The sequence below is a fragment of the Trichormus variabilis 0441 genome (genome assembly GCF_009856605.1).
Classification (GTDB): Bacteria; Cyanobacteriota; Cyanobacteriia; order Cyanobacteriales; family Nostocaceae; genus Trichormus; species Trichormus variabilis.
The window spans coordinates 2,166,127-2,191,765 of sequence record NZ_CP047242.1 but is presented as its reverse complement, the minus strand read 5'-3'; the positions used below and the strand labels follow the sequence as shown (position 1 = coordinate 2,191,765).

Annotated in this window: 38 protein-coding genes; 2 read left to right on the top strand and 36 right to left on the bottom strand. The window is 44.5% G+C overall.

Annotated elements, in window-relative coordinates:
* Window positions 1-296: 296 nt before the first annotated feature.
* Together GSQ19_RS08855 and GSQ19_RS08850 are read left to right on the top strand one after the other, a co-directional pair.
* Window positions 297-1,445 carry a glycosyltransferase family 4 protein gene (locus GSQ19_RS08855; RefSeq protein WP_011317586.1) on the top strand — a complete coding sequence of 383 codons (1,149 nt, stop codon included), beginning with the start codon at window positions 297-299 and terminating at the stop codon, window positions 1,443-1,445.
* Window positions 1,446-1,476: 31 nt separating this feature from the next.
* Window positions 1,477-2,103, top strand: coding sequence for a Uma2 family endonuclease (locus GSQ19_RS08850; RefSeq protein ID WP_011317585.1), 627 nt, complete (start codon window positions 1,477-1,479; stop codon window positions 2,101-2,103).
* Window positions 2,104-2,141: 38 nt separating this feature from the next.
* Here GSQ19_RS08850 and GSQ19_RS08845 read toward each other — a convergent pair whose 3' ends face one another.
* The 36 genes from GSQ19_RS08845 to rplC all read right to left on the bottom strand — a co-directional run bounded on the left by GSQ19_RS08845 (window position 2,142) and on the right by rplC (window position 25,431).
* Entirely contained in the window at window positions 2,142-2,906 is a 765-nt protein-coding gene (locus GSQ19_RS08845; protein WP_011317584.1) for a peptidase, read from the bottom strand.
* A 20-nt stretch (window positions 2,907-2,926) separates the two neighbouring features.
* Window positions 2,927-3,160, bottom strand: coding sequence for a preprotein translocase subunit SecG (secG, locus tag GSQ19_RS08840; protein ID WP_011317583.1), 234 nt, complete (start codon window positions 3,158-3,160; stop codon window positions 2,927-2,929).
* A gap of 92 nt (window positions 3,161-3,252) precedes the next feature.
* Window positions 3,253-4,854, bottom strand: coding sequence for a 2,3-bisphosphoglycerate-independent phosphoglycerate mutase (gpmI, locus tag GSQ19_RS08835; RefSeq protein ID WP_011317582.1), 1,602 nt, complete (start codon window positions 4,852-4,854; stop codon window positions 3,253-3,255).
* A 246-nt stretch (window positions 4,855-5,100) separates the two neighbouring features.
* Window positions 5,101-6,795, bottom strand: coding sequence for an ABC-F family ATP-binding cassette domain-containing protein (locus GSQ19_RS08830; RefSeq protein ID WP_011317581.1), 1,695 nt, complete (start codon window positions 6,793-6,795; stop codon window positions 5,101-5,103).
* Between the two features lie 298 nt (window positions 6,796-7,093).
* Complete coding sequence (locus GSQ19_RS08820; protein WP_390816875.1) at window positions 7,094-7,279, bottom strand: DUF2887 domain-containing protein; 186 nt, start codon at window positions 7,277-7,279, stop codon at window positions 7,094-7,096.
* A 451-nt stretch (window positions 7,280-7,730) separates the two neighbouring features.
* The gene (gene prfA / locus GSQ19_RS08815; RefSeq protein ID WP_011317580.1) at window positions 7,731-8,831 is read right to left on the bottom strand and encodes a peptide chain release factor 1; all 1,101 of its coding nucleotides are present in this window, start codon (window positions 8,829-8,831) and stop codon (window positions 7,731-7,733) included.
* A 102-nt stretch (window positions 8,832-8,933) separates the two neighbouring features.
* Window positions 8,934-9,173 (bottom strand): 50S ribosomal protein L31, encoded by a 240-nt coding sequence (rpmE, locus tag GSQ19_RS08810; RefSeq protein ID WP_011317579.1) that lies wholly within the window; start codon window positions 9,171-9,173, stop codon window positions 8,934-8,936.
* A 100-nt stretch (window positions 9,174-9,273) separates the two neighbouring features.
* Window positions 9,274-9,690 (bottom strand): 30S ribosomal protein S9, encoded by a 417-nt coding sequence (gene rpsI / locus GSQ19_RS08805; RefSeq protein ID WP_010998326.1) that lies wholly within the window; start codon window positions 9,688-9,690, stop codon window positions 9,274-9,276.
* Window positions 9,690-10,145, bottom strand: coding sequence for a 50S ribosomal protein L13 (gene rplM / locus GSQ19_RS08800; protein ID WP_011317578.1), 456 nt, complete (start codon window positions 10,143-10,145; stop codon window positions 9,690-9,692). Before rplM ends, rpsI begins: the two co-directional genes overlap by 1 nt.
* Window positions 10,146-10,218: 73 nt before the next feature.
* Window positions 10,219-11,067, bottom strand: coding sequence for a tRNA pseudouridine(38-40) synthase TruA (gene truA / locus GSQ19_RS08795; protein WP_011317577.1), 849 nt, complete (start codon window positions 11,065-11,067; stop codon window positions 10,219-10,221).
* Between the two features lie 83 nt (window positions 11,068-11,150).
* Window positions 11,151-11,501: a 50S ribosomal protein L17 gene (gene rplQ, locus GSQ19_RS08790; RefSeq protein ID WP_010998329.1), complete on the bottom strand. Its 351-nt coding sequence runs from the start codon at window positions 11,499-11,501 to the stop codon at window positions 11,151-11,153.
* Window positions 11,502-11,536: 35 nt separating this feature from the next.
* A complete protein-coding gene (locus GSQ19_RS08785) occupies window positions 11,537-12,484 on the bottom strand; it encodes a DNA-directed RNA polymerase subunit alpha (protein WP_011317576.1) in 948 nt (315 codons plus the stop codon).
* Between the two features lie 290 nt (window positions 12,485-12,774).
* Window positions 12,775-13,170, bottom strand: a complete 396-nt coding sequence (gene rpsK, locus GSQ19_RS08780) for a 30S ribosomal protein S11 (RefSeq protein WP_010998331.1) — start codon at window positions 13,168-13,170, stop codon at window positions 12,775-12,777.
* 54 nt (window positions 13,171-13,224) lie between these two features.
* Window positions 13,225-13,605 (bottom strand): 30S ribosomal protein S13, encoded by a 381-nt coding sequence (rpsM, locus tag GSQ19_RS08775; protein WP_011317575.1) that lies wholly within the window; start codon window positions 13,603-13,605, stop codon window positions 13,225-13,227.
* A 113-nt stretch (window positions 13,606-13,718) separates the two neighbouring features.
* The gene (rpmJ, locus tag GSQ19_RS08770; protein WP_010998333.1) at window positions 13,719-13,832 is read right to left on the bottom strand and encodes a 50S ribosomal protein L36; all 114 of its coding nucleotides are present in this window, start codon (window positions 13,830-13,832) and stop codon (window positions 13,719-13,721) included.
* Window positions 13,833-13,948: 116 nt separating this feature from the next.
* Window positions 13,949-14,173 carry a translation initiation factor IF-1 gene (gene infA / locus GSQ19_RS08765; protein ID WP_006276978.1) on the bottom strand — a complete coding sequence of 75 codons (225 nt, stop codon included), beginning with the start codon at window positions 14,171-14,173 and terminating at the stop codon, window positions 13,949-13,951.
* A 191-nt stretch (window positions 14,174-14,364) separates the two neighbouring features.
* Entirely contained in the window at window positions 14,365-14,919 is a 555-nt protein-coding gene (locus GSQ19_RS08760) for an adenylate kinase (protein ID WP_011317574.1), read from the bottom strand.
* Entirely contained in the window at window positions 14,919-16,232 is a 1,314-nt protein-coding gene (secY, locus tag GSQ19_RS08755; RefSeq protein WP_011317573.1) for a preprotein translocase subunit SecY, read from the bottom strand. Before secY ends, GSQ19_RS08760 begins: the two co-directional genes overlap by 1 nt.
* A gap of 70 nt (window positions 16,233-16,302) precedes the next feature.
* The gene (gene rplO / locus GSQ19_RS08750) at window positions 16,303-16,749 is read right to left on the bottom strand and encodes a 50S ribosomal protein L15 (protein WP_011317572.1); all 447 of its coding nucleotides are present in this window, start codon (window positions 16,747-16,749) and stop codon (window positions 16,303-16,305) included.
* Window positions 16,750-16,817: 68 nt separating this feature from the next.
* Window positions 16,818-17,342 carry a 30S ribosomal protein S5 gene (gene rpsE, locus GSQ19_RS08745; RefSeq protein WP_010998337.1) on the bottom strand — a complete coding sequence of 175 codons (525 nt, stop codon included), beginning with the start codon at window positions 17,340-17,342 and terminating at the stop codon, window positions 16,818-16,820.
* A 78-nt stretch (window positions 17,343-17,420) separates the two neighbouring features.
* On the bottom strand, window positions 17,421-17,783 hold the full coding sequence (gene rplR, locus GSQ19_RS08740) for a 50S ribosomal protein L18 (RefSeq protein ID WP_011317571.1): 363 nt from the start codon (window positions 17,781-17,783) through the stop codon (window positions 17,421-17,423).
* 2 nt (window positions 17,784-17,785) lie between these two features.
* Window positions 17,786-18,334 (bottom strand): 50S ribosomal protein L6, encoded by a 549-nt coding sequence (gene rplF, locus GSQ19_RS08735; protein ID WP_011317570.1) that lies wholly within the window; start codon window positions 18,332-18,334, stop codon window positions 17,786-17,788.
* 96 nt (window positions 18,335-18,430) lie between these two features.
* Complete coding sequence (rpsH, locus tag GSQ19_RS08730) at window positions 18,431-18,832, bottom strand: 30S ribosomal protein S8 (RefSeq protein ID WP_011317569.1); 402 nt, start codon at window positions 18,830-18,832, stop codon at window positions 18,431-18,433.
* A gap of 20 nt (window positions 18,833-18,852) precedes the next feature.
* Window positions 18,853-19,401 (bottom strand): 50S ribosomal protein L5, encoded by a 549-nt coding sequence (gene rplE / locus GSQ19_RS08725; protein WP_011317568.1) that lies wholly within the window; start codon window positions 19,399-19,401, stop codon window positions 18,853-18,855.
* Window positions 19,402-19,507: 106 nt separating this feature from the next.
* Window positions 19,508-19,861, bottom strand: a complete 354-nt coding sequence (gene rplX, locus GSQ19_RS08720) for a 50S ribosomal protein L24 (protein WP_011317567.1) — start codon at window positions 19,859-19,861, stop codon at window positions 19,508-19,510.
* On the bottom strand, window positions 19,861-20,229 hold the full coding sequence (gene rplN, locus GSQ19_RS08715; RefSeq protein ID WP_010998343.1) for a 50S ribosomal protein L14: 369 nt from the start codon (window positions 20,227-20,229) through the stop codon (window positions 19,861-19,863). The genes rplX and rplN overlap by 1 nt, the downstream gene beginning before the upstream one ends.
* Before the next feature lie 38 nt (window positions 20,230-20,267).
* Window positions 20,268-20,513: a 30S ribosomal protein S17 gene (gene rpsQ, locus GSQ19_RS08710; RefSeq protein ID WP_010998344.1), complete on the bottom strand. Its 246-nt coding sequence runs from the start codon at window positions 20,511-20,513 to the stop codon at window positions 20,268-20,270.
* A 12-nt stretch (window positions 20,514-20,525) separates the two neighbouring features.
* Window positions 20,526-20,750, bottom strand: a complete 225-nt coding sequence (rpmC, locus tag GSQ19_RS08705; RefSeq protein ID WP_010998345.1) for a 50S ribosomal protein L29 — start codon at window positions 20,748-20,750, stop codon at window positions 20,526-20,528.
* A 3-nt stretch (window positions 20,751-20,753) separates the two neighbouring features.
* The gene (rplP, locus tag GSQ19_RS08700; RefSeq protein ID WP_010998346.1) at window positions 20,754-21,182 is read right to left on the bottom strand and encodes a 50S ribosomal protein L16; all 429 of its coding nucleotides are present in this window, start codon (window positions 21,180-21,182) and stop codon (window positions 20,754-20,756) included.
* 98 nt (window positions 21,183-21,280) lie between these two features.
* Window positions 21,281-22,063, bottom strand: coding sequence for a 30S ribosomal protein S3 (rpsC, locus tag GSQ19_RS08695; RefSeq protein ID WP_011317566.1), 783 nt, complete (start codon window positions 22,061-22,063; stop codon window positions 21,281-21,283).
* A gap of 52 nt (window positions 22,064-22,115) precedes the next feature.
* Entirely contained in the window at window positions 22,116-22,475 is a 360-nt protein-coding gene (gene rplV / locus GSQ19_RS08690; RefSeq protein ID WP_010998348.1) for a 50S ribosomal protein L22, read from the bottom strand.
* 84 nt (window positions 22,476-22,559) lie between these two features.
* Entirely contained in the window at window positions 22,560-22,838 is a 279-nt protein-coding gene (rpsS, locus tag GSQ19_RS08685) for a 30S ribosomal protein S19 (RefSeq protein WP_011317565.1), read from the bottom strand.
* An 83-nt stretch (window positions 22,839-22,921) separates the two neighbouring features.
* Window positions 22,922-23,785, bottom strand: coding sequence for a 50S ribosomal protein L2 (gene rplB, locus GSQ19_RS08680; RefSeq protein WP_010998350.1), 864 nt, complete (start codon window positions 23,783-23,785; stop codon window positions 22,922-22,924).
* A gap of 6 nt (window positions 23,786-23,791) precedes the next feature.
* Window positions 23,792-24,106 (bottom strand): 50S ribosomal protein L23, encoded by a 315-nt coding sequence (locus tag GSQ19_RS08675; protein WP_011317564.1) that lies wholly within the window; start codon window positions 24,104-24,106, stop codon window positions 23,792-23,794.
* Window positions 24,099-24,731 carry a 50S ribosomal protein L4 gene (rplD, locus tag GSQ19_RS08670; RefSeq protein ID WP_011317563.1) on the bottom strand — a complete coding sequence of 211 codons (633 nt, stop codon included), beginning with the start codon at window positions 24,729-24,731 and terminating at the stop codon, window positions 24,099-24,101. Before rplD ends, GSQ19_RS08675 begins: the two co-directional genes overlap by 8 nt.
* A 64-nt stretch (window positions 24,732-24,795) precedes the next feature.
* Complete coding sequence (rplC, locus tag GSQ19_RS08665; RefSeq protein ID WP_011317562.1) at window positions 24,796-25,431, bottom strand: 50S ribosomal protein L3; 636 nt, start codon at window positions 25,429-25,431, stop codon at window positions 24,796-24,798.
* Between the last annotated feature and the right edge of the window lie 208 nt (window positions 25,432-25,639).

Below are 25,639 nucleotides of genomic sequence, written 5' to 3'. Positions count from 1 at the left end.
CAAAAGACAAATTAAGCTTATAGATTATCTGGTTTAGCCAACCTAAAACTTAGCTTTTGAACTGGTTAAAAGTGAAGATATATACTTAGTAGTCATCATCAACTGCTTAAACCGATGAATATATGGAAGAGGCATTTAGAGACTAGAGTTTAAAGGTTAATCTTTAAACTCAGTACGCGGCTCAAAAACCGCTACCGCTAACCGCACTTTTTCAAGATAGCCAGCAAGTACAACAAGATAAACAACAAAAAACCACAAGAAATAATCAATCACGCTCTTCTGATAGCCGGTAAAGAATGCGTATAGCTTGGATTGGAAAAAAATCACCCTTTTGTGGCAATGTCACTTACAGTAGAGAAGTTACAAACGCCTTGCTAGACAGGGGACATGAAGTCAGTTTTCTCCACTTTGCTCAAGAAGAAACTGAACCTGACAACTGGCCGAAATTCCAAGAAGTTCCTCTACCCTTCATTTATAAGTCTCAGGTCTACACAATTCCAACGTTCAAAGCAACTAAGGTTTTAACTGATTCGTTGCGGGAAATCAAGCCAGATATTGTCCATGCGTCTCTGACTTTATCTCCCCTGGACTTTTTTCTACCAGAAATTTGTGATCAACTGAATTTGCCCCTAATTGCCACATTTCACACTCCATTTGCAGGCAAAGGCGCAAAACTGATATCAGGAACACAACTTCTAGCTTATCAACTATACGCTCCTTTTTTGGGTAACTACGATCGCGTCATTGTCTTTTCCCAAATTCAGCGAGAACTATTAGCAAGTATGGGTGTGCGGGAGAAAAATATCGCAGTTATCCCCAATGGTGTGGATACCAGCAAATACTCCCCTGGGTCTTCTGCGGTGAAAACAGAATTTCAAGCGGAACGATTGTTTGTCTACCAAGGAAGAATCGCCCCAGAGAAAAATGTAGAATCCCTGTTAAGAGCTTGGAAGCAAGCTAATATGGGGGCTGATAGTAAGTTATTAATGGTGGGGGATGGGCCTCTGAGAGCTACTTTAGAACCCTTTTATGGTTCTGAGTATGGCATTATCTGGTTGGGATTTGTCGCTGACGAAGACCGACGCATACAAATTCTTCAAGGTGCAGATGTATTTATTTTACCTTCTCTAGTTGAGGGTTTATCCTTATCGCTGTTAGAGGGTATGGCTTGTGGACTCGCTTGTTTAGCAACCGATGTGGGTGCAGATGGCGAAGTTTTAGAGAAAGGGGCTGGTGTAGTTATGAATACCAAAACTGTGCGATCGCAATTACGCACCCTTTTACCACTATTCCAAGACCATCCAGAGTTAACAACCGTATTGGGACAAAAAGCCAGAAAGCGGGTAGAAGAACGCTACACACTAGATAAGAACATTACTCATTTAGAAGAACTTTATCGTGAAGTTTTAGCACAGCAACCAGTAAAACTCAGTTGGGGAGCTTAAGAAATTCCATACCTGAACCAACTTAGAAGCAATGACATCTTCTCTACAAAAATTATTTACATTTGATGAATTTTTAGATTTTTTGGTAACACAACCAGAAAACATTCGTTATGAATTACACGATGGAAATATTATTCAAATGCCGCCACCACTAGGACAACATGAGCAAATAGTGGCATTTTTAACAATGATTCTAGGCTATGAGTGTCTCCGTCTCAAACTTAATTACGGTATACCTAAAAATGCTACAGTCAAGCCAGAGAATAGAACATCAGGTTACTATCCAGATGTTTTATTAATCAATTTTTCTAACTTGATCAATGAAGCATTGTGGGAAAAACAATCAATCCTTAGTCACCCAGATTCAATCCCATTAGTAATTGAAGTTGTTAGTACGAATTGGAGAGATGATTATCATAAAAAATTGGCTGACTATGAGGAGATGGGTATCCAAGAATATTGGATTGTGGATTATGCAGCTTTGGGTAGTAAGGAGTTAATAGGTGACCCTAAACAACCAACAATTACAATTTACTCTTTAAGTGATGAAGGGGAATATCGCGGTAAGCAATTTAGAGGAGATGACCGTATAGAATCCCCAACATTCTCAAATTTAAATCTAAAGGTTGAACAAATTTTTCACTGTGTGATTGAGTAATGGAAGCAGAAAAAAAATCTAAATAAATACAAAATATATTATTTTTGAGCAATTTCTAAAGCCCAACCCAAACTAGTTGGTTGTTGATAAACTCGCTTCAAAGTATTGACATCTCTGGGAGAAATTGGCTGTGGGTTGCGGACTTGGGAAAAATATAAAGCATCGGTTGGTAAGGAACTATGCCCCCAAATTCCCAAAGCGTGACCGAGTTCGTGGCGGGCTGCGGCTAGGAGATAGTTACCTGTTTGGGTAGGACTCAATAGGATAGTAAAGCGGTGTGATAAGACATTATTCTTTGTATATAATTCGTAGCGGGTGAGAGCAGAACGGGCGCGGGGGATTTTATCTTTACCTATTTCTAAAGGTGGGGTTTTGCGCTCAATGGTAATATCGGCAACTTCAGTCTGTTCTACAATTACCAAAGGCAAATAATTAGCCCATTCCTGCACAGTTGTGAAAACATTATCAACCCATGTTTGTGCCTGTTGTGCGTTCATTAGTTGTGGTCTTTTGATATGAACTCGCACGGGAAATTGTGACCACACTAAATAACCGACATCAGTAGTTGTAACTTGAGAAAAGTAATCACCGCTATTGGTGCTGTCTTGCCATTGTGCGAGGGTAGACGGTAGAGGATGGGGTTTGAGAGGTGATGGGGATGAAGGGTTGGCGTTACTAAGTTGGAGGCTAGTTAAAATAATGAGCAGCCCTGTACCTATAAATAATGCCAGAGCTGCTAGTAAGTGCTTTGATCGAAAATTCTTGAGGGTGTTAGGTTTTGGGTGTTGAATTTTATTCCCCATATACCTATCTCCCTGTAATTTTATTTAGGTAGCCAGCCGGCACTTAAAACCACTGTTAAACCCAGAAATGTGACTGTCAATGCCCAGGTAACACGGTTTAAGGTATTTTCGGCGCTTTTGGTGCTGCTAAATAGCTGGGCTTGTCCGCCGATCGCTCCAATTCCATCACCTTTGGGGCTATGGAGCAAAACTAAGACAATCAGACCAACGGCGGAAAGCGCCCAAATAGCTTGCACAATACTAGTAACTGTCATGGTAGCAATCTCTTTTATAACAAGTTTCAAAAAAGGAGGGTTTGCTGATGAGAGAACAGTTGACGGTTAACAGTTAACTATTCTCTCATAGCTTAATTAAGACCTACAGGGATACGAGTACGAGGACTCTGCACATCATATTCTGCTGGTTGCAAGAGCGATCGCCCTGTCATTTCTGGTGGTTGGGGTAACTGTAAAATATCGAGGATTGTGGGTGCAATGTCGGCTAGTTTGCCGTCGCTACGTAGTTCGACGTTTGTACCATATCCAGGGATTTTAACTTTTTCGCCTTCCACTAAAATTAAGGGGACTGGGTTAGTTGTGTGAGCTGTCCAAGAATTACCTGCTTCATCTAGCATATACTCGGCGTTGCCGTGATCGGCGGTAATAATTGTTGTTCCCCCGGCTTTGCTCACACCTTCTAACAAACGACCCAAACAGCGATCAACTGTTTCAATAGCCTGTATTGTGGGTTCTATTTGACCAGTATGCCCTACCATATCTGGGTTGGCATAGTTAATTACAATTAAGGAATAGATACCCTTTTGAATTGCGGCGATCGCTGTATCGGTAACTGCGGTTGCTGACATGGCTGGGGCTTTGTCGTAAGTCGCTACCATTGGACTGCTGACAAGTTCCCTGTCTTCCCCAGCAAAAGGTTCTTCTAAGCCACCGTTGAAGAAATAGGTGACATGGGCATATTTTTCGGTTTCGGCGGTACGAAACTGATTTAAACCCTGATTGGCGATGACTTCACCCAGAATATTGGTTAAGTTCTGTGGCTCAAAGGCTACAGATACTGATAAATCAGAATCGTATTGGGTAAATGTGACAAAAGACAGTGGTTTGATTTGCTGTCTGGCAAAACCTGTAAATTCAGGGCTGACAAAAGCTTGAGTCAGCTGTCTAGAACGGTCTGGACGGAAATTAAAGAATATCACCCCATCTCCTGACTCGACAGTACCAGGAGCAATTCGCACGGGAACGATAAACTCATCATTCACCCCTTCCGCATAGGATGCTTGCAAGACATCAACAGCCTTACGTCCATCACCCGCACCGTCTTGGGTCATCACATCGTATGCACGTTGTATTCGATCCCAACGGCGATCGCGATCCATCGCGTAGTAACGACCACTAACAGTAACAATACGCCCAATTCCTACATGATTGATGTAGTCTTCCAAGGCTGATATTGCGTTTATACCATCAGTTGGTGCGGTGTCACGACCATCAGTAATGGCATGAATACAAACTTCAGAAATTCGCTGTTCTTTGGCTAAGTCAAGTAGTCCGAATAGATGGGTGATATGCGAGTGTACACCCCCCTCAGAACAAAGCCCTACTAAATGTAGCTTGCCATTCCGGTTGCGAACTTCCTGGCAAATTTTGACAAGAGCTGAGTTGCTGAGGATAGAACCATCCTCCACGGCATCGGAGATTCGTACCAATTCCTGTGGCACGACTCGCCCAGCACCAATGTTCAAATGACCAACTTCTGAGTTACCCATTTGACCTTCTGGCAATCCTACGGCTTTCCCTGATGTGTGGATGAGGGTATGCGGGTAAGCCGTCCATAAGCTTTCCATAACCGGAGTTTTGGCGGCAGCAATAGCATTTCCTCGCGTCTCCTCGCAGTAGCCCCATCCGTCTAAAATGACTAGCACCACAGGAGCAACAGGTGCTTTGGTCATAATAAAATTGCCCTTTACTTTTTGTAATACCCGAATGATACCACTGCTACCCGTCACTGCAAGTGAATTTCTGCTTATTAACTTTTCTGATGACAAAAATCCATTTTTTTTAGATTTTCTTTAACCTTAGTAACTGTTGAATATATTTTGTGATAAACACTAATAATCGCAGTGGTAATTGGTAATTGGTAATTGCGAAGAAAAATCACGTATTACCAATTACCGATGAACAATCAATGAAATATTTTACTTCTTCTTAGCGGAAGATTTAGCTGATTTAGCGGCTTTTTTCGCAGCTTTTTCAGCAGCGATCGCCTCTAACCTTGCCGTTTCTTTTTCCTCAGCGATTTTATCCAAATAATAGTGGTAATCACCTAGATAAACTCGGAATTCACCATCCCGAATTTCAACAATTTTGTTGGCTACTTGAGAAATAAAATAACGGTCGTGAGAAACTACTATCGCCGTACCATCATAATTTCGTAGTGCTTCTTCCAGCATTTCTTTTGCGGGAATATCTAGGTGGTTAGTAGGCTCATCGAGAATAATTAAGTTGGCAGGACGTAAAAGCATTTTCGCTAATGCTAGTCGCGCCTTTTCTCCACCACTCAATGCTTCTACTTGTTTAAATACGGTGTCTCCCGTAAACAGAAACTTACCCAAAAGCGTGCGGACTTCTTCATTTTTCCAGTCAGGGACTTCATCATGGATAGTTTCCATAACAGTTTTTTTCAAGTCCAAAGCTTCGGCTTGATTTTGCTCAAAGTAACCAGGAATCACACCGTGTTCCCCTATACCCACGCTACCTTCTGTAGGTGGTTCTAAACCCATAATTATCCGCAACAGGGTAGATTTACCTGCACCGTTGGGGCCTAAGAAAGCGATGCGATCGCCTCTTTCAATTAAGAGGTTCGCACCCAAGAACAAAATCTTATCATCGTAGGTATGAGTTAAATCCTTGATTTTCACTACCTCACGTCCACTACGGGGTGCGGGGGGAAAGCGGAAATGCAAGGTTCTTACACCAGCCACAGGCGCTTCGATGCGTTCGATTTTATCTAGTTGCTTCTCTCGGCTTTTGGCTTGAGTGCTGCGGGTAGCACTGGCGCGGAATCTATCAACAAATGCTTGCTGTTTCTCGATTTCTTTCTGCTGGCGTTCGTAAGCACTCAATTGTGCTAGTTGGCTTTCGGCTTTTTGTTCTAGATACGATGTGTAGTTACCAAGGTAAGTACTAGAAACACCGCGTTCAGTTTCCACAATTTGGGTGCAGAGGCGGTCAAGGAACTCCCGGTCATGGGAGACTATGACCATCGGTGTGGTTAGCTTTTTCAGATAATTTTCTAACCACTCAATAGTTTCTAAATCTAAGTGGTTAGTCGGTTCGTCCAGCAGTAAGATATCTGGTGCTTGCAGAAGAATCTTCCCCAAACTCATCCGCATTTGCCAGCCACCAGAGAAAGCGCTGACGAGGCGATCGCCATCTTCTTGCTCAAATCCCATTTCTGGGAGAATCTTCCCTATGCGTGCTTCCAAACCATAGCCATCCAAACCTTCAAACTGACGCTGCAAACGATCCAATTTGTCGATTAGCTTATCCAGTTCCTCTGGAGTCGCTGTTTGCATATCATGTTGCACTTGGGTTAAAGCTAACTGTACTTGGTTAGCTTCCTTAAATACAGTCCAAAATTCTTCTCTGACGGTGCGGCTTGGATCTACCTCAAACTCTTGGTTAAGATAGGCTATGTGCAGGCTAGCAGGACGAATAATTTCCCCAGCCGTCGGTTCTATCTCCCCAGTAATAATTTTTAGCTGAGTTGATTTTCCCGCACCGTTGACACCGACTAAACCAATGCGATCGCCTGGTTTCACTTCCCAGTTGATATCTTTGAGAACTTCGCCTGTAGGATAAATTTTACTAATATGTTCTAATCGCAGCATCAAGTTTCTCTCAGTTAGGAATTATGGTTAGTTGCGGACGAAGTACCAATACTGTGTCCAATATTAACAAAAATTAACCAACAATTTGTCTTAAGAAACTCTTACCAAACGAAAGGGTAAAGTTATCTCGTTTAATTACCGCTTTGAGAGTCAGGAGACTGCTGTTGTGTAGCTTGCCGCACTTCTTCAATATCTAAATCTAAAGTTTGTGCTATTTGCTCCAAAGTCAAACCTAACCCCTACTTGGATATAAAATCACAGTACCCCAGTCATTTAATGGTTGATTTTGACGGAGGTATCAACAAATTTCCGCAAACAGTCGTGAATAAAGTTTTTCATTTGCTTGAAACTGCACTCCCACAAAATAGATGAGATGATCATGTTCAACTGTAGGCACAAACACAGCATCAATCCTGAGTGCTGTTTGTTTGATTTGCACTGACGAAAATCGGTAGAGGCTGCCTAAATCAGGAGAATTGCCAATGATTTCAAAAAGGATATCTGGAAATTATTGAAATAGGCGATAAAAATGCTGTCTGTTTTCAATATTCTGAATAAAATTTGATTTGTGCTTATATTGGAAAAAGCTGTAAATGGAAACTTTGAAAGCTTTGTTTCTCTAGGAAAAAATAAGGAAAATATAAATTAAATACAATAATTTTTAAACTTAAAGGAGAACAGTTACCATTATCAGGGTATTTCTTTGAACTTCTCGATAAGAAGTTTTCCTGCTATGTATATGGTAGATACTCTAAAAAGCAACAAACTTTCAATTAGGAAGAATTTGAAGGTCTAATTTCTATCACTTATGGGCAAATACAGTACCCTCTTCTTTGCACCTACCACAAGCGGAACGCCTAGCGCCTCTACGTGAGTCAAAACAAAAACCGCCTGTTACCCACAGACGGTTTAAACATAATTTATTAAGCTAATAATTAACCAGCAGCACTAGAAGTTGCTAACTCTGCCAACCGTTCTTGCTGGTCTTGAGAAATACAAGATTGGATGACCGTTTCTAAATCGCCTTCCAAAACAGGGTTCAGCGAAAAGTTTTGACCTAAACGGTGGTCAGTGGCACGGCTATCTTTATAATTATAAGTGCGAATTTTCTCAGATCGCGATCCTGTTCCAACTTGCGATCGCCGCATCGAGGTAACTTCTTCTTGTTGTTCGCGCAGCTTTATCTCATACAACTTCGCCCTCAGAATCTGCATCGCCCGTTCTTTGTTTTGCAACTGACTGCGTTCTTCTGTGCAGAAAATTCGTATTCCCGTCGGTTTGTGCATTAAGTCAACAGCAGTTTCCACCTTGTTGACGTTTTGTCCACCAGCACCACCAGAACGAGCCGTAGTCATTTCAATATCTTTCGGGTCAATGTGGATTTCAACCTCATCCACTTCTGGCATAATTGCCACGGTTGCAGTTGAAGTATGTACCCTTCCCCCAGCTTCCGTCGCTGGTACACGCTGCACCCTATGAACACCTGCTTCAAATTTCAGCTTACTGTAAACGCTGTCACCTTGAATTTCCAGAATCACTTCTTTGAAGCCGCCCATTTCCCCAAGGGACTCACTCACCAACTTCACCCGCCAGCCTTGAGTATCAGCATAGCGAGAATACATCCGCAGTAAGTCACCAGCCCAAATACTCGCTTCATCGCCACCAGTACCAGCACGGATTTCCAACATGATGTTTTTATCATCGTTGGGGTCACGGGGTAGAAGTAACACCTTCAAGCGAGTTTCTAGATATTTTATTTTTTCTTCTAATTCATTTACTTCCAAAGCTGCTATTTCTTGCAACTCCGGATCGCTATTTGACTCTTTAAGTACTTGACGCGCCCCTATTAATTCTTCCTGGGCTATTTTCCAAGTTTCATAAGTATTGACAACTTCTTCTAGAGAAGAACGAGACTTGGCAATTTTTTGATACTCATCGGGGTTTCTAGCAGTATCAGGGTCAGCTAGGCGACGAGTTAATTCATTGAAGGTTTGTTCAACGGATTTCAGTTTCTCCAGCAGGTATGATTCAGCCATGACAAGTGCGACGCTCCTTAAAAGAAATAACAAATTGGCTCAGCAAAAAATGACAATCGACCCAGCAAATGCAGGGTCGTCGTTAACAGCAGAGCCAAACCGCTACTTTTTATTTTGTTCGCCAGAAGTTTGAGTGCTGCTCATGCCATACTTACGCAGGAAGCGTTCTACGCGACCCTCGGTATCAATAATTTTCTGAGTACCAGTATAAAATGGGTGGTTGCCAGACCAAACATCTACGTGTAATTCTGGTTTTGTAGAACCAACGGTCATCACAACTTGACCATTGCAGTAGACTTTTGCTTCTGGATACCACTTGGGATGAATATCAGATTTAGCCATTGTTCCTTTTGTGGTGAATCTATATAAATTATAGCTTTTTAGGGGTTAGAGACTAGAGATGAGCAAGTTTATACCCAGTCCCCAGTACCCAATCCCCAGTCTATCGTTTGGAGTACTGAGGAGCTTTCCGGGCTTTGTGCAAACCATACTTCTTCCGTTCCTTAGCCCTGGGATCACGAGTTAAGTAACCTTCGGTTTTTAAAGGAGGACGATTTTCAGGATCTAGTTGGCATAAAGCACGAGCAACCCCTAAACGCACTGAGTCAGCTTGTCCGGTTAAGCCACCGCCTTCCGCCTTTACCAAAATGTCGTATTCGTTTTCTAATCCCAGGGTTTCTAAAGGAGCTTTGATAACGCCCAAATAATTGGCGTTGAATTGAAAATACAAGTCTCCAGGCTTGCCATTCACAATCAATTGACCAGTACCGGGAACCAAGCGTACCCGTGCTACTGCGGACTTACGGCGACCAGTACCCCAGTACACGGCGCGACCGCTATTTGCTTCTGCTACCACCATTAACTTTCTGCTCCAGGGATTGTATTAATGTTTAGTTCTTTAGGTTTTTGGGCATCGTGGGGATGAGTCGGCCCAGCGTAAACTTTCAGTTTGGTAAACAACTGCTTACCCAGGCTATTTTTGGGTAGCATACCTTTGACAGCGTGTTCCACGATTCTTTCTGGTAAGCGCTGTTGCAGTTTAGCAAAGGTTTCTGTTTTCATCCCACCTGGACGACCAGAGTGACGACGGTAAAGCTTCTGAGTACGTTTCTTGCCTGTAACTGCTACTTTTTCAGCATTTACAACAATCACGAAGTCACCTGTATCTAGGTGTGGGGTGTAGTGTGCCTTATTTTTGCCTCTTAAAATCATGGCAATTTCACTGGCAAGGCGACCCAGGCGTTTGTCCGTAGCATCTACTACGTACCAATCACGCTCAAGGGATTCTTGAGGAGGAAGATAGGTTTTACTCATTTTTATTTGTCCTTTGTCATTTTTTTCAGAGTCTGATAGTCAATAGTCCATAGTCCATAGCAAAAACTTTTGACTAATGACTCTTGACTAATGACTCTTGACCAATAACTAACTTTGGCATGGTGTCATACCAAACGTCAGGGGTAAAGGGAAAATCTGGATAGCCTACTCGTAACAAGCATAAGCCTTGTGACGGTGCAGCGTGTTTTACTTCTTCCCGCCGTTGTTCTTTCCAGAGTTCGGTGAAGTTAGCCAGAGTTCGTTGCCCGGAACCTACCTGTACTAACATCCCTACCAACAGTCGCACCATGCCATATAAAAATCCATCAGCCTGAATTTCAATATGGATAAACGGCCCACTACGATGACACTCTACTGCTTGTACCTCTACCCAAGAATGCGATCGCTTGGAGCCTGCACGATGAAATGCTGCTAAGTGATGCTTTCCCATCAGGGGTTTAAGGGCAGCCTGCATGAGAGATTCATCTAGGGGTGCATAATAATAATGCCAACTGAAAGGTGTGACGAACAAGTTCGGTCGATCTTCAGTATAAATTGTATAGCGATACCGTCTGTATGCGGCGCTAAAACGAGCGTGCCAACGATCGCCTACAGCTGCTGAAGCTTTTATCAATATATCCTTGGGCAGGTAACTATTGAGAACTGATGCCCACTTGTGTGGGGGAATTAACCCTGTAGCATCAAAATGGGCTACTTGAGCAGCAGCATGGACTCCGCTATCAGTACGCCCAGCACCATGCAGTGTTACATGATGTCCGAGAATTTTAGCGATCGCTGTTTCGATTTCTTCCTGAACTGTCCGATGCTGTTTTTGTCGTTGCCAGCCATGAAAATTTGTACCAAGGTACTGCACTACCAAGGCTACTCGTTGAGTTTGTTTCGGCTGGTGACTATCTAACATAGGATCTTTTCATGAAGACTGAAGTACAAGGTGTTCGGCGAAGAATTTACCCTTCTACCTCTAGCCTCTACCTCCGGCCTTCTCTACACCAATTCAATAATCGCCATCTCAGCATTGTCTCCCCGACGAGGTACGGTATGCAGAATACGGGTATATCCCCCTTGACGATTACCATACCGAGAAGAAACTTGCTCAAACAGCGCATGAACTAGCTGTTTATCGTAGATGTAACCCAAGGCTCGACGACGTGCTGCTAATGAGCCATCTTTTGCTAGGGTGATGATTTTATCTACTTCGCTTCGTACCACTTTTGCACGCACCAAAGTAGTGGTAATCCGACCATGACGGATGAGTTCAGTAGTCAACGCTCGTAACAGGGCGCGGCGCTGATCAGCTGGTTTACCAAGTTTTTTGACCCGATTCCGGTGACGCATAACAATACTACAGTGAACTTTGAACGATTGTAAGACTAGCTGTGTTTAGAGCTTCTTTCTTGGGGTAAGGTAATGCCCAAGCGTCGCTGTAAAGCTTCCACGACTTCTTCTGCTGACTTCTGACCGAAGTTTTTGATCTCTAACAAGTCTTCTTGGGTGTAATCCAACAAGTCAGCTACAGAGTTGACTTGCGCCCGCTTGAGACAGTTATAAGCTCGTACAGAGAGTTGCAATTCTTCGATGGGAATTTGGGCAGTGGGGTCGTCTGGAATGTCGGAGTTTGTATCCGTTGGTTCTAGGGAAATATCTTTCAACGGATTGAACAAATCAACTAGAATTCCAGCTGCTGAAGATAAAGCTTCTTGGGGAGAAATGCTACCATTTGTCCAAACTTCTAACAGAAGCCTGTCCTTGGGAATGGAGCCATCTGCACGCACTTCCTCAACGCTGTAGTTAACTTTCCGCACCGGCATAAAGATGGAGTCAATTTGCAGAAAGTCCAGAGACGTGGCTTCTTCACGCCCTCTTTCTACTGTGCGATATCCTTTGCCTCTTTCGATGCGGAATTCCATTTCCAGTTTGCCGCCCTCAGCAATAGTGGCGACATATTGGGTAGGATCGATAACTTCTACCTCACTGGGCAAATCAAAATGTGATGCAGTGATTGTTGTTGGGCCGTTAACTAGTAATCTGCCAATCTGGGCTTGCGATGAATAGCTTTTGAGGATAACTTCCTTCATCCGCATGATGATTTCCAAGACATCCTCTCGCACGCCTGGAACTGTAGCAAACTCGTGAGAAACACCTGCAATTCTCACTGCTGTTACGGCTGTTCCCTCTAGATTGGATAGTAAAACCCGCCGCAACGCATTGCCGACTGTTGTTCCCTGACCACGTTCTAGAGGTTCTAGAATAAATTTACTGTAATGATTCCGACTTTCCTCTGTATTAGACTCTACACATTCAATTTGAAACTGCGCCACGGAGTAGCCTCCCTTAATTAAGGTGCTGCTAGCAGGCAAATTTTTTGCCTCTCGAATTTACTTTATTGCCCTGGGCTAACTTAGGTGTATCAAACTGCCAACATCTGGTGGCGGTACAGTTCGATTTACTGGTTTAGCTTGCAGGCATTCACTATATTTTGCTTGACTTGGAGTATAGCAGCCCTCCCTGGTGGAAGAGCTGACACGCTTGTCGTCGTCCCAGCCGTCGGAAGTTCTTGAACACTCACCCCAATTGCCAAGCAATTGCAGGTGAGAACAAAAGTCTTGACCTACACGCGACGGCGCTTTGGCGGACGGCAACCATTATGAGGAATGGGGGTTATGTCTCGAATCAGGGTAATTTCTAGCCCTGCTCCTTGAAGCGCCCGAATTGCAGTTTCTCTACCTGCTCCTGGTCCACTAACCATCACTTCAATTTGGCGCATTCCTTGGTCGATAGCTCGTCTGGCTGCACTTTCTGCTGCGGTTTGCGCTGCAAAGGGGGTTCCTTTTTTAGCACCTTTAAAACCGCTAGAACCCGCACTAGCCCAAGAAATCACATCTCCATTTTGATCGGTGATGGTGACAATGCTATTGTTGAAGGTAGATTGGATATAAGCCATTCCGTTGGGAACGTTCCGTTTCTGCTTCTTACTCCCGGATTTTTTCGTTGGTTGTCTTGCCATATTATTTCAGTTAACCTAAGGTAAAACTTGCTTTTGATAGCAAGCAGAGAAATATTACTTACCAGGAGCCTTCTTCTTACCGGCCACTGTCTGCCTTCTCCCACGACGAGTTCTAGCATTGGTGCGAGTTCTTTGCCCTCTGACTGGTAAGCCCATCCGATGACGGCGGCCTCTGTATGTACCAATATCAACTAAACGCTTGATGTTCATTGCTTCCAAGCGCCGCAAGTCACCTTCAACTTGATAGTTGCTTTCGACTTCGCCTCGCAGGGCTGCTACATCCGCATCACTGAGGTCTTTAACGCGGGTATCTGGATTAACCCCTGTAGCCGCTAGAATTTCTTGCGACCTTGATAGCCCAATTCCGTAGATATAGGTTAGACCGATTTCAACGCGTTTGTCGCGTGGAAGGTCTACTCCGGCAATACGTGCCACGATGAATATCTCCCTATTTTTTTCGCAGTTGCTGATGGAAAAACGCGGTTGTGACGCGTCTGAGTTGCTAATGATGATGTTAGTAAGCGTCAAGTTCCAACGCCCAAAGAATGTTATCCTTGACGTTGCTTGTGTTTGGGATTGACACAGATCACCATAACGCGCCCACGACGGCGGATCACGTTACACTTTTCACAAATTTTCTTGACTGAGGCTCTGACTTTCATGCCTTTAAAAATTGACTCCAAATATTAAATTATAGCATTTTCAGGAAACTTTATGCAATTAAGTAAATGGGTAACACCCAAATAATTTGTTTTATGGTAGACTTCCTTACATATATCTACTTCTTACGTAATCGGTAGGTAATTCTACCTTTGGTGAGGTCGTAGGGAGTTAGTTCCACTTTGACGCGATCGCCAGGCAAAATCTTGATGTAGTTACGGCGAATCTTGCCTGAGATGTGTGCCAGCACGTTGAAGCCGTTATCTAGGTCAACGCGAAACATGGCATTAGGCAAGGACTCAGTAACAGTGCCTTCCATTTCAATCAAATCTTGTTTAGACAAGTTTTTTCCTCAATTCAACAACTTTTTGTTCGGTTGCAGCACTCATCTGCAAGAGAACACATTTCAACAAATATATCAACCGTTTATTAATATATCTTAGCTAAATTTGACAACATCTTCGGTAACAGGGGATCGGTTACTGGGGACTTGGTACAGTCCCTAACCTCTATCCCCTATATTTTTTGGGCTAGTTACGAACCTAAAGTTTCTTTCAATTCGTGAGTGACTTCTTCTTGGGACTGGTCGCCATTGATGGTCAAAAGTTTTTGGCGATCGCTGTAATAATCAATCAAGGGTGCAGTGTCGTTGCGGTAGATTTCCAGGCGGCGACGGATTACCTCTTCGGTGTCGTCTTTTCTGCCTCTGGATAACAACCGTGTGACGACAACATCATCTGGGGCATCTAAATTGACTACTCTTTCACCACCTTGACCAGTTTTTTGCAGCAATTCTTCCAGAAAAGCCGCCTGTGTAACTTTACGAGGAAAACCATCTAATATCCAGCCAGATTTAGCATCTGCTTGCTCAAGACGTTCCTCGACTAAGTCTTGCACTAACTGGTCAGGAACCAACTCGCCACTATCCACATAGCTTTGAGCTTTGATTCCCAAGGGAGTTTGCTCTTTCATGGCTTGCCGCAATATATCCCCAGTAGAAATATGCGGAATATGTAAATGTTCAGCCAAAATTTGAGCTTGTGTTCCTTTACCTGCCCCCGGCGGCCCCAAGAAGATTAGTCGCGTCACTATTGTTTCACCATTCCTTCATAACGCTGAGAAATAACGTAAGTTTGCACTTGTTTAGCTGTCTCAATTGCTACACCAACCAGAATTAGCAATGAAGTCGCACCCAATCCTCTAAAGGTCGGTACTCCTAAGGCTCTTTCTACGGCGGTAGGAATAATTGCCACTAAACCCAAAAAGATTGCGCCCAAAAAAGTTAGTCTGTTAATTACCCGTTCGATGTATTCACTAGTTGCCTTTCCAGGACGAATACCCGGAATACTAGAACCCATTTTCTTGAGGTTCTGAGCTACGTCAACAGGGTTAACAATCAAAGAAGAATAGAAGTAGCTAAAGAAAACAATGGAAATTAAGTACACCAGAGCGTATACCCAAGATCCAGAACCCCCTGGACTCAAATAAGTATTGACAATGTTAGCCAATTCTGGATTCTTGGTGAAATTAGCAATCAAAAGTGGCAAGCTCAAGATGGCTGCTGCAAAAATGATTGGCATAACACCACCAGAGATGAGACGTAAGGGTAAATAGCTACGCTGTTCTGCTAGTACCCGACGACCAACTTGACGACGAGCCGAGATGATCGGGATGCGCCGGATGCCTTCTTGTACAAATACAATGCCCACGATTGTTGCCAGGAATACTAACACTAGCACAATCACGCGACCAACAATTTCTCGTCCACCAACTTGCACTAAGTCAATGGTGTCACCTAAGGATTTTGGTAATGATGCGACAATGTTGACAAAAATCAACAAAGATGCTCCGTTACCAATACCACGTTCTGTGATCAGTTCCGATGCCCACATAACGAACATAGAACCAGCAGTCAATGCGATCGCTGTTTCTGCTACAAATACTGGGCCTGGTTGCAAAGCAAACTGCTGGAGAAATAGAGCAGAGAAAGCTAGACTCTGAAAAATTGCCCAGCCTACAGTTACGTAGCGAGTGATTTGGGAAATTTTCCGCCGACCCGCTTCGCCCTCATTTTTCTGTAAATTTTCTAAAGATGGTATTGCCGCAGTCAGTAATTGGATGATAATTGACGCATTAATAAAAGGCAAAATCCCTAAAGCAAAGACTCCCAAAGTTGAAAGTCCTCGCCCTGAAAATATATCCAATAAACCGAATATGGCATTATTGCTCGAAATTGCTTCGGCAAAACGAGTTCTATCAATTCCTGGTACTGGTAAAAATATACCCAGGCGAACCAGGATTAAAATACCGACAGTTACAAGCAGCCTGCCTCTCAGCCCAGCTGCTTGTGCCATCTGCATAAAAGTTTCTTGAGCCGTTGGGGCTTTATCTCGACTGATCATAGAGTGCTACCTTTATCGTGAACCAGGCGCTGGAAGCAAATTGGCTAGCTTTCAAGTGCGCTGTTGGGCATCACCCTAAAACTTCACAACTTCCTCCAGCAGCCTCAATTTTGCTCCGAGCTTGACCTGTGAAAGCTGCTGCCTTAACGTTGAGGGCTACACCTAAGTCTCCATTACCCAAAACTTTCAATGGGCCTTTGACAGCAGTTAAAATACCGGATGCTCTCAAAGATTCCAAAGTTACTTCTGTATTTGCAGGGAGATCAGCTAGCTTCTCTACATTAATCGTAGTGTAAATTTTCCGATTAACTACAGGAAAACCTTTCAGCTTGGGTATCCGGCGGTACAATGGCTGTTGACCACCTTCAAAACCAGGTCTGGTACCACTACCAGAACGTGATTTTTGACCTCTCATACCCAGACCAGCACTAGCACCCTGGCCAGCAGAGATACCTCTACCTACACGGCGACGGCGTTTTTTCGAGCCTTTTTGGGGCTTAACATCGTTGAGTCTCATAATCTAAAAGTTGCCAGTTGTTAGTTGTCAGTTGTCAGTTGTCATTTCCACATCGGACAAATGACTACTTAGATGTAGAGTTTTTCGATCGCAATGCCTCGGTCTTCAGCTACTTCAGCTAAGGTGCGTAGTGTCGATAAGGCGTTGACGGCTGCTCTGGCGTTGTTGAGTGGATTGTTAGAGCCGAGTTGCTTGGCTAAAACGTTACGCACTCCCGCCAATTCCAATACAGTCCGGACAGCACCACCAGCAATTACACCAGTACCGGGAGCAGCTGGGCGCATCATGACCTTAGCACCGCCACCTACACCATCAATAGGATGGGGAATGGAGTTAGATTTGGTGATGGGGATATCAATCAGGTGTTTTTTGCCGTCGGCTACACCTTTTTTCACAGCACCTATAACGTCCGAGGCTTTACCTACCCCGACTCCGACTTGACCGCGTTCGTTACCTACAACAACGATCGCCCGGAAGCTGAGTTTTTTACCACCTTTAACAACCTTGCTCACCCGCCGGATCTGAATTACGCGCTCTTGCCAGTTAGTTTCTTCTTTTTTTGTACGGTTCGCTTTACGACGACCTGTTGCCATAATATTGCTCTCTTTTTGTCAGTTGTCAGTTGTCAGTTGTCAGTTGTCAGTTACTACTGACTATTGACTACTGACAAATTAGAAGTCTAAACCAGCTTCGCGTGCTGCTTCGGCTAGTGCTTTGATGCGTCCGTGGTATAAGTTACCACCACGATCAAATACGACTTTAGTGATGCCTTTTTCGAGCGATCGCACTGCGATCAATTTGCCAATTTGTGACGATGCTTCGCAGTTTGCACCGGAAGCCAAACTAGATTTCACCTCTGGCTCTACGGTTGATGCCGATACCAGTGTGTGATGTTGTGTATCATCAATTACTTGAGCATAAATATGCTCATTAGAGCGAAAGACAGCCAGACGTGGACGTTCTGGAGAACCTTGAACTTTACCACGAACGCGTCTATGGCGACGCTGTTTTGATTCTCTACGAGTGAGTTTCATGTTTACTTCTTACCACCCTTACCAGTCTTACCAGCTTTACGTCTGACCACTTCACCGGCGTAGCGGATACCTTTACCCTTGTAAGGCTCTGGTGGACGAACGGCACGGATTTTCGCTGCTGTGTTACCTACAATTTCCTTGTCATATCCACTGACTATAACGTTGGTGTTATTTTCGACAGCAAACTGAATCCCATCCGGTGGTTCAATTTGGACTTGATGGCTATAACCCATGTTTAAAATCAGGTTACGCCCTTGAACTTGAGCGCGATAACCCACGCCTTGAATTTCTAAACGGCGTTGGAAACCTTGAGAAACCCCTTCCACCATGTTGGCAACTAGAGTCCGGCTTAAACCGTGTAGTTGTCTAGAAGTCCGAGTTTCATCACGTCGAGTTACTTGTAAGGTTTCTCCTTCTTGAGAAACACTAACGTTTACAGGTAGTTCTCTTGACAGTTCGCCTTTAGGGCCTTTAACCACAACCTTGGTGCCATCAATTGTGACTTGCACTTTGGCTGGTACAGTAATTGGACGTTTACCAATACGAGACATGATTTTTTTATCCTTGTGTCAGTTGTCAGTTGTCAGTTGTCAGTTGTCCTTTGTTTTGTACTAAATGACTAATGACTGATGACTAATGACTAATCACTACCAGACGTAGCAGAGTACTTCACCACCCAAGTTTTGCCGCCGTGCTTCGCGGTCGGTCATGATCCCACTGGATGTGGAAATAATGGCAATACCGATGCCACCTAGTACTCTTGGTAATTCCTTACGGTTGGAGTAAACACGTAACCCAGGCTTACTTACACGCTTAAGGGCGGTAATTAGTGGTTGACGATTTTTCCCCTTGTATTTCAGGGCAATCACCAGGTTACGTTTTACTTCGTCTCCTTCTTCGGAAATTTCAGCAATAAAGCCTTCTTCCTGTAGCACTTTAGCAATGCTACGAGTCATTTTTGTAGCTGGCACTAGTGTAGTTTGATGCCTTGCCATGTTAGCATTGCGGATGCGCGTCAGCATATCTGCAATTGTGTCGTTAGCCGCCATCGTTCCCTCTTTAGATGAACTTATTGATCGCGAAAGGGCATTCCAAATTCTTTGAGTAAGGCGCGGCCCTCTTCGTCGTTTTTCGCTGTGGTGATGATAGAAATATCTAGACCACGGATTTGATCGATGCTGTCGTATTCGATTTCTGGAAAGATTAACTGTTCTCTTACGCCTAGAGTATAGTTACCACGACCGTCGAAGCTTTTGGGGCTGATACCACGGAAGTCTCTAATTCTAGGTAGTGATAGGCTAATCAGTCTGTCGAAGAAAGCATACATCCGTTCGCCTCTTAGTGTCACCATGATGCCAACAGGCATACCCTGACGAATTTTAAAGCCAGCGATCGCCTTTTTCGCCCGTGTGACTACTGGCTTTTGACCAGTAATAGTAGCAATTTCGGTTAATGATGCTTCTAGGGATTTAGCATTTTGAGCTGCTTCCCCTAAACCCCGGTTCACGGTAATTTTCACCAATTTTGGTACTTGATGAACATTAGTGTATTGGAACTGCTGGGTTAATTTGGGGATGATTGTCTCTTGATATAAGGTTTTGAGTCTGGTTGTCGCCATAGTTTTTTGTCCTGATTCTCCCTGGGCTTTGTCAGGGAAATTTTAATTTTCCGATTTTAGATTGTAAATTTAATTCCATATCTAAAATCTCAAGTCGGCTAATTCCCTAATTATCGAGAATTTCACCAGTTTTCTTGAGCTTCCTGACTTTCTTGCCTTCGGCGGTGAAAGTGTAGCAGACACGACTAGCGACGTTTTGCTTGGTGGAGTAAAGCATGACGTTGGAACTGTGAATCGGTGCTTCTTGAGTGACAATCCGTCCCGATTCCCCTTCTTGTTGGGGCTTGACGTGCTTAGTTTTGATATTGACACCTTTGACGATGACTTTACTCAGTTGGGGCAGTGCTTTAATCACTTCGCCAACTTTGCCTTTGTCTTTACCTGCAATTACTTGCACGGTGTCGCCAGTCTTGACGTGCAGTTTATGAAACTTGGGTGTTGTGTCCTTTTTACTTGGCATTACAGCACCTCCGGAGCCAGAGAAACTATTTTGGTAAAGTTTTTGTCGCGTAGTTCCCGTGCTACAGGGCCAAATACCCGTGTGCCTCTGGGGTTACCGTCTTTGTTGATGATGACGGCGGCGTTATCGTCGAAGCGAATGGTCATACCGCTATCACGACGGATGTGATGGCGTGTACGGACGATCACTGCTTCCACAACATCAGATTTTTTTACAGCCATGTTGGGTGTGGCATCTTTGACCACAGCAATAATCTTGTCGCCAATGAAACCGTAACGACTGTTACCCGCACCTAAGACACGGATACACATCAATTTACGAGCGCCGCTATTGTCTGCGACATTAAGATAGGTTTGGGGTTGAATCACAATTGGTCTCCCTTATAAAGTTGTTATTTTTATAACAACTAAGCTTTGGTGTTGAGAATTTCTGCAACTTGCCAGCGCTTGGTTTTACTCAAGGGTCTGGTTTCCTGAATCCGCACGCGATCGCCCACTTTGCATTTATTGTCTTCGTCGTGAGCTTTGTAACGGCGAGTTTTGACTACAATTTTGCCGTACTTGGGGTGGGGAGCGCGGTTTTCGATGGCGACTACTACAGTTTTCTGCATTTTGTCGCTTACTACTAAGCCAACGCGTTCTTTGATTGCCATAATCTCCTACTTTTATTCTTGAGGCGATTGAGTTGCGGCTGCCCGTTTCCGCTCTCCTTCTACTGTTAACAATTGGGCTAGACGGTGGCGGGCATGGCGGAATTGGTGAGGTTTGTCTAGTTGTCTGGTGGCCTTTTGCAAGCGCAACTGAAACAGTTGTTTTTTGACAGCAGTGATTTCCTCAACCAGTCTCTCGTCACTTAGTTCTCTAGCTTCTGAAATTTTGGGAAGTGGCATAACCTACTCCTGTTCCTCTACAACTTGAGAACGCACAATAAACTTAGTTTTAATTGGTAGCTTATAAGCCGCTAGGCGCATCGCTTCACGAGCAATTTCTTCTGTAACACCGGCGATTTCAAATAAAATCCGACCTGGTTTAACTACAGCTACCCAAAACTCTGGATTACCTTTACCGGAACCCATCCGGGTTTCTGCTGGGCGCATGGTTACTGGCTTGTCTGGGAAAATCCGAATCCAGATTTTGCCACCCCGGCGGATATAACGAGTCATTGCCCGACGGGAAGCCTCAATTTGTCGAGAGGTGATCCAAGCTGGTTCTTGGGCTTGGAGTGCGAAATCTCCAAAGTTGAGGGTGCTACCCCGGTGGGCTAACCCTCCCATCCGCCCGCGTTGTTGTTTGCGGAATTTAGTTCTTCTTGGACTTAACATTGTTTGTCAAAAGTCAAAAGTCAATGGTTAATAGTCAATTAGTCAATGGTCAATAGTCAAACAATTTGAACTGTGGACTATGGACTGTGGACTGTGGACTATCCTTCGTTGGAGCGGTCTTCAAACTGCTGGCGGCGGCGTTGTTGTTGACGACGGCGGGGTTCACGATCGCGATCGCCACGGTCACGGTCGCGGTCACGGGTTGAAGGCGGTGGTGCCGCTACTTCTTGTCCGGGGATGATTTCGCCTTTGAATACCCAAACTTTGATGCCAAGAATACCGTAAACGGTTTTGGCTGTGCAGTAAGAGTAGTCAATATCAGCTCTTAAGGTGTGTAGAGGTACTCTACCTTCCCGTGTCCACTCTGTCCGGGCGATTTCTGCACCGTTGAGGCGACCGCTAACTTGAACTTTGATGCCTTGAATGCCAGCTTTTTGAGCGCGTTGAATTGCTTGACGCACTACCCGACGGAAGGAAACACGACGTTCCAACTGTTGAGCAATAAATTCGGCAATCAGGTAAGCATCAGCATCAACTCGTTGTACTTCTACTACGTTGATGCGAATTTGGCGATTACCACCCAAAAGTGTTTGTAGTCCAGTACGCAATGCTTCAATACCTTGCCCACCACGACCTACAACTACGCCTGGGCGAGCTGTACGCACTTCTAGATCAATTTGATCGGCTTTCCGTTCAATCCGTACTTCGGAAATACCTGCGTTATTTTGTGCGAGTCTACCCAGTTTTTGTTCTATATATTGACGTAGTTTGTGGTCTTCTTGTAGAAGTTCTGGATAGCGGCTAGGTTCGGCAAACCAACGCGATTGGTGTTCTTGGGTAATTCCCAGGCGAAAGCCAACTGGATGAATTTTTTGTCCCACAAATGCTTCCTCTAAAATTTCTGACTTTAACGCAATTTTTTGTGTCTAGGACTTATTTCGCACCGGCGTTAGCAGCCACAGCCAAGGTGATGTGACACGTCGGCTTGCGAATTTGGTAGGCTCTACCTTGCGCTCTGGGTTGGAAACGTTTCAGGACTGGGCCTTGATCAGCATAAGCCTGGGTAATCACTAACTCGGCGCGGTCTAACCCTGCATTATGTTCAGCGTTAGCAGCAGCACTACGCAGCAGTGTTAACACTGGCTCAGTGGCTCGATAGGGCATAAATTCTAGGATAATTAGCGCTTCCCGGTAAGAAAGCCCCCGAATTTGGTCAAGTACCCGACGTACTTTGTAGGGAGACATTCTGATAAAGCGGGCGATCGCTTTTACTTCAGTAGTATCAGTAGCCATAATTTTCTCCAATTTTGTCAGTTGTCAGTTGTTCGTTGTCAGTTGTTTTCACCTACTGACAGCCGACTACTGACTATTGACAACTTACCTACCTGCTTTTTTGTCAGATTTACCATGGCCTCTGTAGGTACGAGTAGGAGCGAATTCTCCCAACTTATGTCCCACCATCTGCTCGCTGATAAAAACTGGAACGTGTTGACGACCGTTGTGGACGGCTATAGTATGACCTACCATTAAGGGCAAAATGGTGGAAGCTCTTGACCAAGTTTTAATGACTTGTTTTTCATTTTTGTCATTGAGCTTTTCAATTTTGCTGAGTAAATGATCGGCGATGAAAGGACCTTTTTTAAGAGAACGACCCATAATTGCGAAAGTTTTGAGTTTATGTTGTGAGTTTTTAACTTGGAATTTTGGCTGAACGCCCCGCTACCGCGCTTCAGCACTAATTAAGACTCACGACCACCACGACCGCGTTTAGAAGACTTACGACGACGGCGTATAATCAACTTGCTGCTGGCTTTCTTGGGTTTGCGTGTTTTAGCACCTAAGGTAGGTTTACCCCAAGGAGTTACAGGGCCTGATCTACCGATAGGCGCTCTACCCTCACCACCACCATGTGGGTGGTCTACTGGGTTCATGACGCTACCTCTAACTTTGGGACGGCGACCTTTCCAGCGATTTCTTCCGGCTTTACCAGCACTTAAGTTTCTCGCGTCCGTGTTACCTACTTGGCCGATGGTGGCGTAGCATTCCCGGCGAATCAAGCGGACTTCTCCAGAAGGTAGCTTGAGAGTGACGTAATTGCCTTCTTTGGCTACGACTTGAGCTGTAGCACCAGCAGAGCGAACAATTTGACCGCCTTTACCTGCTTTTAACTCTACGTTGTGAACGCTTGTACCTAAGGGGATGTTCGCCAAGGGTAAAGCATTACCATCTTCAATGGGAGATTCAGGCCCAGCAATAATTACTGTCCCAACTTTTAAGTTGTTTGGATGCAGAATGTACCGTTTTTCCCCATCTTCATAGGAAACTAAGGCAATCCGAGCATTCCGGTTGGGATCGTATTCAATAGCTATGACTGTGGCAGGAATACTACGTTTATCCCGTTTAAAGTCGATGATCCGATATAGTCTTTTGTGTCCACCACCACGGCGACGGCTAGTAATCCGACCTTGGTTGTTGCGGCCTTTTGCCCTGTGTTTATATACCGTTAGTGACTTTTCTGGCTCGGTTTTGGTAATTTCCGCGAAGTCGGAAATCGTAACCTGGCGAGTACTGGGGGTATAAGGGCGGTAAGAACGAGTACCCATGATAGTTTATACCTCTGGGAATAGAACTTGTCTGATTTTCTCTACGTCCCCAGGGGCGATAGTGACGATCGCTTTCTTATATTGGGGCTTAAAGCCAATAAATTTACCCACACGTTTTTTTCTGCGTGGTGGCAATGCAGTATTGACTTTGACAACTTTGACCTGAAATAGGTCTTCAATTGCTGCTCTGATTTGTGGCTTGGTAGCCTTAGGAGTCACTTCAAAGGTGTATTTATCCTGCTCCATCATGATGGTCGCTTTTTCTGTCAAGATGGGGCGACGCACTAAATCGGGCAGGTTGCGGGGGTCAAACTTAGCCATTGTAGACCTCCTGAATTTTTTCTAATGCTGATGTGGTGACAACTATTTTGTCAGCGTGCAGCAAGTCATAAACGTTGAGTTGGTCAGCCGCAATGAGTTTTAAGTTCTCAATGTTACGAGCAGACAAATACACGTTTTCAGGAAATTCCGACAAAATTAACAATATTTTGCTTTCCGGTTCTGCACCCCAACGAGTGAATGCTGCCACTAAATCTTTGGTTTTGGGGCGGGATAGCTCGTTGCTAAATTCTTCTACTAAAATCAAATCGTCTATACGGCTGACAAGTGCTGTCCGCAGTGCTAAACGCCGCTCTTTGCGGTTCATTTTTAAATCGAAATCTCTGGGTTTGGGTCCAAAGATCACACCACCACCACGCCATAATGGTGAACGGATGGAACCTGCACGAGCGCGACCTGTGCCTTTTTGCCGCCAGGGTTTACGACCACCGCCTCGGACTTCAGCACGGGTTTTGGTGCTGGCTGTTCCTTGACGAGCGTTGGTTTGTTGTCTAACTAGGGCGCGGTGTACGATGTGCGCCGCCGTTGTTTCTTTGGCAACCCGCAACTCGAACGTTTTCTGTCCGACTTGCTCTCCCTGCCAATTTTTTACTACACTCTCTACCATTTTTCTGTCCTTTATCAGTTGCTTAGTTGTCAGTTGTCATTAACATTTGAGTATTGACTTGTGACTACTTCCCAACTTTTTTAGCAGGTACAATACTTAGTAAGGAACCTGGTTTACCAGGAACAGCTCCTTTAATTAGCAGTAGGTTGCGTTCTGCATCAACGCGGATTACGGTCAGTTTGCGAATGGTGACGCGAGTACCACCTAAACGACCAGCCATCCGCTTACCCGGATAGACACGTCCTGGGGTTGTACCTGCACCGATGGAACCGGGCGCTCTATGGTTTTTAGAACCGTGAGACATAGGCCCGCGTCCAAAGTTATTCCGCTTTTGGTTGCCTGCAAAGCCGCGACCGATACTTGTACCGATTACGTCTACAAGTTCACCTGCACTAAAAATATCTGCTTTAATTTCTTGACCTAAAGCATAATCGCTAGAGCTATCTGTGTGATACTCTTTCAAATGCCGTAATGCTGGGGCAGATGATTTAGCTAAATGCCCTAGTAAGGGTCTATTCAAGGCCTTGGGTTTGACTTCGCCATAACCAACTTGGATGGCAGCGTAACCGTCGGTTTGTTTACTTTTAACTTGGGTAACAACGCATGGACCCACTTGTACGACTGTGACAGGAATTGCGACTCCTGCTTCGTCAAATATTTGGGTCATGCCCAGCTTGGTGCCGAGAATCCCTACTGACACAGTAACTGGCTCTCCTTTCTACGAAATCGGGTTTTCTAGACACACTGTGTGGTTTCCGGTGATGAACGGACGAAATTGTGAACTTGTATGGGGTTGATGCCACTGCAAATTCTGCCGGACACAATCAGGCGGTGTCTTTGTTTGCTGAATCTATTTAGTTACACTCATTTAATTACCAGAACAGCCACAAGCGACTTCTCTAGGGAAG